The organism is Nocardioides caricicola (genome assembly GCF_039541135.1).
Lineage (GTDB): Bacteria > Actinomycetota > Actinomycetes > Propionibacteriales > Nocardioidaceae > Nocardioides > Nocardioides caricicola.
Window position 1 is genome coordinate 548,336 of sequence record NZ_BAABFQ010000006.1, and the last position, 7,593, is coordinate 555,928.

The 7,593-nt window shown below is 72.3% G+C and carries 5 protein-coding genes and 1 pseudogene; 1 reads left to right on the plus strand and 5 read right to left on the minus strand.

Going from position 1 to position 7,593, the window contains the following annotated elements:
• Nucleotides 1-15: 15 nt before the first annotated feature.
• From ABD875_RS14020 to ABD875_RS14035, 4 genes are all read right to left on the minus strand, one after another.
• The gene (locus ABD875_RS14020) at nt 16-1,014 is read right to left on the minus strand and encodes an inorganic phosphate transporter (protein WP_345177945.1); all 999 of its coding nucleotides are present in this window, start codon (nt 1,012-1,014) and stop codon (nt 16-18) included.
• Between the two features lie 6 nt (nt 1,015-1,020).
• Nucleotides 1,021-1,638, minus strand: coding sequence for a DUF47 domain-containing protein (locus ABD875_RS14025; RefSeq protein WP_345177949.1), 618 nt, complete (start codon nt 1,636-1,638; stop codon nt 1,021-1,023).
• A 95-nt stretch (nt 1,639-1,733) separates the two neighbouring features.
• Nucleotides 1,734-3,920 (minus strand): M64 family metallopeptidase, encoded by a 2,187-nt coding sequence (locus ABD875_RS14030; protein WP_345177952.1) that lies wholly within the window; start codon nt 3,918-3,920, stop codon nt 1,734-1,736.
• 9 nt (nt 3,921-3,929) lie between these two features.
• A complete protein-coding gene (locus tag ABD875_RS14035; RefSeq protein ID WP_345177954.1) occupies nt 3,930-6,089 on the minus strand; it encodes an RNA degradosome polyphosphate kinase in 2,160 nt (719 codons plus the stop codon).
• 43 nt (nt 6,090-6,132) lie between these two features.
• On the opposite strand from ABD875_RS14035, the gene ABD875_RS14040 reads away from it, so the two are divergent.
• On the plus strand, nt 6,133-7,152 hold the full coding sequence (locus ABD875_RS14040; protein ID WP_345177959.1) for an alpha/beta hydrolase: 1,020 nt from the start codon (nt 6,133-6,135) through the stop codon (nt 7,150-7,152).
• A 15-nt stretch (nt 7,153-7,167) separates the two neighbouring features.
• Here the strand turns inward: ABD875_RS14040 and ABD875_RS14045 are convergent.
• Nucleotides 7,168-7,593: pseudogene (locus ABD875_RS14045) on the minus strand (hypothetical protein); the annotation flags it as partial.

The window sequence follows — 7,593 nt, forward strand, 5'->3', positions numbered from 1 at the left end:
GCCAGAGACCGGGGCTCAGGCGCCGATCAGCAGGTGCAGGATCCAGTAGCAGCCGGCGGCGATCAGCGCGGCCATCGGGAACGTGAGGATCCAGGCGACGACGATCGAGCGGGCGACGCCCCAGCGGACGGCCGAGAAGCGCTTGGTGGCGCCGGCGCCCATGATGGCGGACGTGATGGTCTGCGTCGTCGAGATCGGGGCGTGGAAGACGAACGCGGTCGTGTAGAGGATGCCCGAGGCGACGGTCTCGGAGGCGAAGCCTCGCGCCGGGTCGAGGTGGATGATGCGGCGGCCGAGCGTGCGCATGATGCGCCAACCACCGGACCAGGTGCCGAGGGAGATGGCGCCGGCCGCGGCGAAGATCACCCAGGTCGGGAGCGGGTCGCCCTCGGAGACGTAGCCGCCGGTGAGCAGCGCCAGGAAGATCACGCCCATCGTCTTCTGGGCGTCCTGGAGGCCGTGCCCGAGCGACATCGCGGCCGCGGAGACGGTCTGACCGAGGCGGAACCCACGCTGCACGCGGTGCTGGTTGCGCCGACGGAAGATCCACATGATCGCCAGCATCAGCGCGAACGCCAGCGAGAAGCCCACGATCGGCGAGAGCACCATCGGGATGACGACCTTCTCGTTGATCACGCCCCACTGGACCGTCGAGCCGGAGGCGATCGCCGCCCCGACGAGGCCGCCGATGAGCGCGTGCGAGGACGAGGAGGGCAGGCCGAAGTACCACGTGATCAGGTTCCAGGCGATCGCGCCGAACAACCCGCCGAGCACGATCACCAGGCCGTGTATGTCGTCCGGCACCGAGATCACGCTGCTGACCGTCTTGGCCACCTCCTGCCCGAGGAAGGCGCCGACGAAGTTGAAGATCGCGGCCATCCCCAGCGCGATGCGGGGGGTCAACGCCCGGGTGGAGACCGACGTGGCGATGGCGTTGGCTGCGTCGTGGAAGCCGTTCGTGTAGTCGAACACGAGGGCGACCACGACGACCGCGATGACGATCGCGAGGTCCATGAGGGGTCAGGACTCCTTGACGGCGATCTGCTCAACGATGTTGGCGACCTTCTCGAACGCGTCGATCGCCCCCTCGAGGGACTCGACGATGTCCTTGAGCTTGAGCACCTCGATGGTCTTGAACTCGCCGCTGAAGAGCTTCGCGAGGGTACGCCGGTGGTTCTTGTCGCCGGCGTTCTCGAGGCGGTTGACCTCGATCCAGTACTCCTCGAGCGACTGCATCGAGCGCAGGTTCGGCATCGCGGCCGCGGTGAGCTCCGCGCAGCGCTGCAGGACCTCGACCTGGGTCGACAGCTCCGGGGGCAGGATCTTGACCTCGTAGAGCAGGATCAGGTCGACGGCCTCGTCCATCAGGTCCATCACGTCGTCCAGGCCGGAGCCCAGCGCGTAGATGTCCTCACGGTCGAACGGCGTGACGAACGTCGAGTTCACCCTCTTGATCAGGGCGTGCGTGGTCTCGTCGGCGGTGTGCTCCGCCTCGCGCATCCGGCGCGCGACATCGGCGTGGTCGGCACCCTCGCCGAGCATCTCGGCGAGCAGGTCGGCGCCGACGACCAAGTGCTGAGCCGCCTCCGTGAAGAGGTCGTAGAACGACGTGTCGACCGGCTTGAATCGCAAACCCACGGACAACTCCTGGTGAGGCGGAATGAACCGCACACATGCTAGGGGGTGAAGTCGCTGGGCCCGCAACTCGCGGACCCGGTCCACCCTCGCACACGTCAGCCGCCGGCGCCCTCCCGGAGCAGCAGCGACACCGCGTCGACGAGCGCCGTCCCGCGTCCGCGGCCCATCTGCACCCTGACCTGCAGGTTCGTGACCTGTCCGGACAGCGTGATCGACGTCTCGCGGGGCAGGTACCCACGCCGGTCGTCCCGGTCGCGGGGGAAGCCGCTCAGCGTGAGCCGCTGGGTGGTCCCGTCCGCGAGCGTCACGAGCGCGACGACCCGCGCGTCGGCGCGCAGGTCGACGGGGTCGACGGCCGCGCGCAGGGTGAGTCGGTCGCCGGCGACGCCGGCCGGACCGGGCCTGCTGGTCAGCCTGCGGGCGGTGGTCCGCGACGCGGCGAGACGTACGGCGCACTCGCCCGACCGCGCGAGCGCGGGCCGGCAGACCCGGGCGGACGCCGCCACGTGGTCACGCTGCCAGCCCTGCCCGAGCGGCAGCTCGAAGCCGCCGTTGGCGAGGAGCTCGCGCGGGCCGCCGGCGCCGATCGTCCAGGTCGCGTGGGCGAGGCTCCGCTGGGACAGCGTCGGGTGCAAGGTCCCGGCGACGTCGGTCGCCTCGAGCTGGACCGTGTGACCGCCGCCGTCCGAGACCCACTCGAGCCGAACCCGGCCGGACCCGACCTCCGTCGAGCTCACCTCGACGCCGTCCACCAGCCAGCGGACCCTGGTGCCCGCACCGGCCGGTGCCAGGACCCGGGCGGAGAACGTCTGGGTGGTGCCGGCCGGCAGCGTGAGCGGGGTCGCGGTGGACGGCGACGCGGACCCGGGCTCGACCAGCTCGATCCGGCCACTGCCCGCACCGGCCGGTCCCTGCCAGCCGCCGGCGTACAGGCGCACCGGCAGCTGCTCGGCGGCCACCGCGCCGAACGGCCGTTGCAGGTAGCGCATCAGGCACTCGTCGCACGACCTGTAGTAGGTGTCGCTGGAGTAGTGCGCGCCGAGGAAGAGCCCCACCACGGACGACGGCTTCGGCGCCGAGGTCGGGATCGCCGTGTCCGGGTCGACCCAGCGCCGCCACTTCAGCGTCGCGCGGGTGGTCGCGTCGGTGACGTTCGCCTGGCACGGAGCCAGGTCCGGCTTGCGGTCGACGTCCGTGCATCCCGGGTAGCCGGGGGTGTCGTCGGTGTACTCGTCGTCGAGCCACAGCAGGCTGTGACCGAGCTCGTGCTTCATCACCTCGACGCCGGAGGGATCGGTCGACGACGTGGCGATCCCGCCACCGGAGCCGCCGTACTCCGGGTCGTTGACGACCAGCAGCAGCTGGTCCCAGGCCGGGTACGCCGCGCTCGCGTCGGCGTACACCTGCCCCTCGTTGGTCGGGACCAGGAGCCGCTGGATGCCGTAGTAGCAGTACGACGACTCGTAGCGCGTGGTTCGGTAGCTGCCACTCGCCGGCGCGGTGGGGTCGGGGCAGCAGGAGGCCGGGTACGAGGTGCCCACGGGGCACCCGGCCTGGTACGGCGGGTGGTCGGCGCCGGACTGCGCGGACGGCGCGAACACGCCCACCACGTTGAGGAATCCCGCGTACGTCGAGTACGGCGCCGTGTCGAGCAGCCCGTCCGCGACCGCGGCGGCGTCCGCGACGAAGTCGGCCTGCTCGGCGGCGGTGTAGCCGTCGCCGAGGATCACGACGTCCACGCGGTTGGCCGGGTCGACCGTCGGGTAGCCCGGCAGCGGCACGACCGCCGGCTCGCCGGCCCGCTTCTGGGCCGGGAGCGACACCGCCGCGCTGGTCTCGCCGTCGCTGCTGACCCGCACCCGGTCGCCGGCGCCGACCGGCAGCGCGACGGTGAACGCGCCCGGCCCGGGCACCCGGTCGTGCGACAGCCGGTCGGATCCCTCCCGGGCGGGGAACTCCGCGCGGATCGTGTCGTCGACCGCGACCCGGCGCCGGAAGTCGACCCGTCCGTCGGTGCCGACCACCTCGACCGTGACGACGTCCTCGCCCGCGGGCACCGAGTCGGCGGGGCGTGCGCCGGGCGCTGGCACGGCGTCGACCACCCGGAGCCGGCCGCCCGGCCCGAGGTCGAGCGTCACCAGCTGCACCGGGGTCGACGCGGAAGCCGACCCGGGGGACGAGCCGGGCGACGAGCCGGCCGGGGCCGGCAGGGCGGCGAGGGCTCCCGCCAGGAGGACGAGAACGACCGGGGCGAGGCCGATTCGGGAAAGACGAGACGTCATTCCCGCACGTTAGGCGTTCCGGCGCCTGCGTTGCTCGTCGATCAGCATTTCCTGCAGGTGCACGGGCCCGCCGTTGCGGTGCCACTCGCCGTCGCTGTCGAGGACCCAGGCGTCGGTGTCGTCGGCGAACGCGAGGTCGAGCAGCTCCGTGATCGCGCTGACGTTGTCCTCGCCGGGCAGCCGGACCAGCACCTCCACGCGCCGGTCGAGGTTGCGGTGCATCATGTCCGCCGACCCGATCCAGGCCACCGGATCGCCGCCGTTCTCGAACCAGAACACCCGGCTGTGCTCGAGGAACCGGCCCAGGATCGACCGCACCGTGATCGTCTCCGACAGCCCGGGCACGCCGGGCCGCAGCGCGCAGATGCCGCGCACCAGCAGCTCGATCGGCACCCCGGCCTGCGAGGCGAGGTAGAGCGCGTCGATCACGGCCTCGTCGACGACCGAGTTCGCCTTCATCCGGATCCGCGCCGGCCGGCCCGCCTGGTGGTGGGCGATCTCGGTGTGCACGTGCTCGACCAGCCCGGTGCGCACGGAGTCCGGGGCGACGAGGAGCTCGTCGTACGTCGGGTTCCGCGACCAGCCGGACAGGTTGTTGAACAGGTGGGCGACGTCCTCGCCGATCCGCTCGTCGGTGGTGATCAGGCCGAGGTCCTCGTACATCCGCGAGGTCTTCGGGTTGTAGTTGCCGGTGCCGATGTGGGTGTAGCGGCGGATCCCGTCGGGCTCGTCGCGCACCACCATCGCCAGCTTGCAGTGGGTCTTGAGCCCGACGAGGCCGTAGACCACGTGGCAGCCGGCCTGCTCGAGCTTGCGCGCCCAGCGGATGTTGGCCTCCTCGTCGAAGCGCGCCTTGATCTCGACCAGCACCAGCACCTGCTTGCCGGCCTCGGCGGCGTCGATGAGCGCGTCGATGATGGGGGAGTCGCCGGAGGTCCGGTACAGCGTCTGCTTGATCGCCAGCACGTGCGGGTCGGCGGCGGCCTGCTCGATGAACCGCTGCACCGAGGTGGCGAACGAGTCGTACGGGTGGTGCAGGAGCACGTCGTGACGCCGGGTGGCCTTGAAGACGTCGACGGGCGCGGCGGACTCGACCTCGGCGAGCCGGCTGTGGGTGACCGGGAGGAACGCGGGGTACTTCAGCTCCTGCCGCGGCAGGTCCGCGATGTCGTGGAGTCCGCGCAGGTCCAGCGGGCCGGGCAGCCGGAAGACCTCCTGGTCCGAGATGCCGAGCTCGGAGATCAGCAGCTCCAGCACCTGGGGCGCGATCGACTCCTCGACCTCGAGCCGCACCGGCGGCCCGAACCGGCGCCGCAGCAGCTCCTTCTCGAGTGCGGCGAGGATGTTCTCGGCGTCGTCCTCCTCGACCTCGAGGTCCTCGTTGCGGGTGACGCGGAACGTGTGGACCTCCAGCACGTCCATGCCGGGGAACAGCCGCTTGAGGTGCTCGCCGATGACGTCCTCGAGCGGCACGAAGCGCTGGTTCCCGACCGGCACGAACCGCGAGAAGATCGGCGGCACCTTGACGCGCGCGAAGTGCTCCTTGCCGGTCTTGGGGTTGCGGATCAGCACCGCGAGGTTGAGCGAGAGGCCCGAGATGTACGGGAACGGGTGCGCCGGGTCGACCGCGAGCGGCGTGAGCACCGGGAACACCCGGTCCTTGAACAGTCGCTTGCAGGCCTTCTGCTCCTCGCGGTCCAGGTCGTCCCAGCGGACCAGCTCGATGCCCGCGTCGGCGAGCGCGGGCACGATCTCCTCGCGGAACACGTGCACCTGCCGCTCGACGAGCCCGCGCGTCGTCCCGAGGATCAGCCCGAGCACCTCGGTGGGCATCAGGCCGGACGCGGCCCGCACCGCCACCCCTGCGGCGATGCGGCGCTTGAGGCCGGCGACGCGGACCATGAAGAACTCGTCGAGGTTGCTGCTGAAGATCGCGAGGAACCGGGCCCGCTCCAGCAGCGGCAGCCGCTGGTCCTCGGCGAGCTCGAGCACGCGCTGGTTGAAGCGCAGCCACGACAGCTCGCGGTCGAGGAACCGGTCCTCGAACTTCTCGACCGCCGCCACGTCGTCCGGGTCGGGCCGGTACGGCGGCTCGACGTCGAACGAGTCCTCCGGGATGTCCTCGCCGTGGCTGGCGATCCCCTCCGGCGGCAGGCTGTCGAGAGTCATGAGGTCAGTCTGGCATCGGGTGGTGAACGGTAGGTTTCTTCGCGTGCTGACCCGAGAGCGCGTCGAGGCGCTCGGCCTGCGTGCGGCGATGGCCCTGCCCGAGCGCGTTCAGCGCGCGCTCGGCGGTCGGCCGGTCGTGCGCGACGGCCAGACCCTCGCCGCCGACGTACGCCTGATGCTCCTGCTGCAGCGGCTGGCCCGTGAGCGCGGCGCCGAGACGGTCCCGATCCCCGAGGGCCGGGCCGCGATCCGCCGGCACACGGCGGCGACCGCCGGACGCCAGCCGATCGGGTCGGTGCGCGACCTCCGCGTCGCCGGCCTGCCCGCGCGGCTCTACACGCCCACCCGGGACAGCGGCGCGCTGCTGCTGTTCTTCCACGGCGGTGGCTACATGTACGGCGACCTCGAGTCGCACGACGCGCCGTGCCGGTTCCTGGCCGAGCGCTCGGGCGTGCGCGTGCTCGCCATGGACTACCGGCTCAGCCCCGAGGCGCCGTTCCCCGCGGCGTACGACGACGCTCTGGCCGCGCACCGCTGGGTGGTCGAGCACGCCGACGAGCTCGCGGTCGACCGGGCGCGGATCGCCGCCGGTGGTGACTCGGCCGGGGCGAACCTCGCCACGGTGGTCGCGATCGAGGCCGCCCGCACCGGACTCCCGCTGGCCTTCCAGCTGCTGATCTACCCCGTGACCGATGCCGTGCGTGACACCGACAGCGCTCGGCTGTTCTCCGAGGGCTTCTACCTGACCAAGGCGTTCATGGACCTCGCCGGGCGCAGCTACATCGCGGGCCACGACGAGCGGGATCCGCGCATCTCCCCGCTGTACGCCGAGATCCCGGGCGAGATGGCGCCGGCGCTGGTCGTGACGGCCGGGTTCGACCCGCTGCGCGACGAGGGCGAGGCCTACGCACGCCGGCTCGCGGAGGCCGGCGTACCGGTCGAGATGCACCGGTTCCCCGATCAGATCCACGGCTTCTTCAACGTGGTCGGGGTCGGGCGGACCAGCCGGGCGGCCAACGCCGCCATCGCGGCGAAGCTGGGCGCGGCGCTGGGCGGGCAGTAGGGCGGGCAGGAGGACCTAGCGGCGGAAGAGCCCGCCCTTCTTCTGGGTCTGCAGGTCCAGCAGCTCGGTCCGCACCTTCTCGAGCTCGACGGCGAGCTCGCGGGCCTTCTCCTCGGCCTCGGCGCGCTCGCGCATGGCGTCCTCGGCGATCTCGGCCTGGCGCCGGACGGCCGCCTCGACCGCGCTGCGGTCGGCGGCCCGCTGGGACGCGGCCTCCTCGGCCTCGGCGCGCAGCCGGGCCTGCTCGGCAGCGGCCCGCTCGGCGGCCTCGCGGCCGGCGACGGCGTCCTGGAGCTGGGCGAGCACCTCCTGCAGCCGCTCCTCCGCCGTACGCCGCTCCTCGGCCGCGGACGCGGCCAGCTCGGCGTGGGCGCGGGCGTCCTCCTCGGCGGCGCGGTGACCCGCAGCGGCCGCGGCGGCTGCGCGCTCGGCCTCCGCGCG

What these genes read in the sequence shown, in the direction of transcription:
- ABD875_RS14020 (WP_345177945.1), bottom strand. Translation starts at nt 1,014, where the DNA reads ATGGACCTCGCGATCGTCATCGCGGTCGTCGTGGTCGCCCTCGTGTTC.
- ABD875_RS14030 (WP_345177952.1), bottom strand. Translation starts at nt 3,920, where the DNA reads ATGACGTCTCGTCTTTCCCGAATCGGCCTCGCCCCGGTCGTTCTCGTC.
- ABD875_RS14035 (WP_345177954.1), bottom strand. Translation starts at nt 6,089, where the DNA reads ATGACTCTCGACAGCCTGCCGCCGGAGGGGATCGCCAGCCACGGCGAG.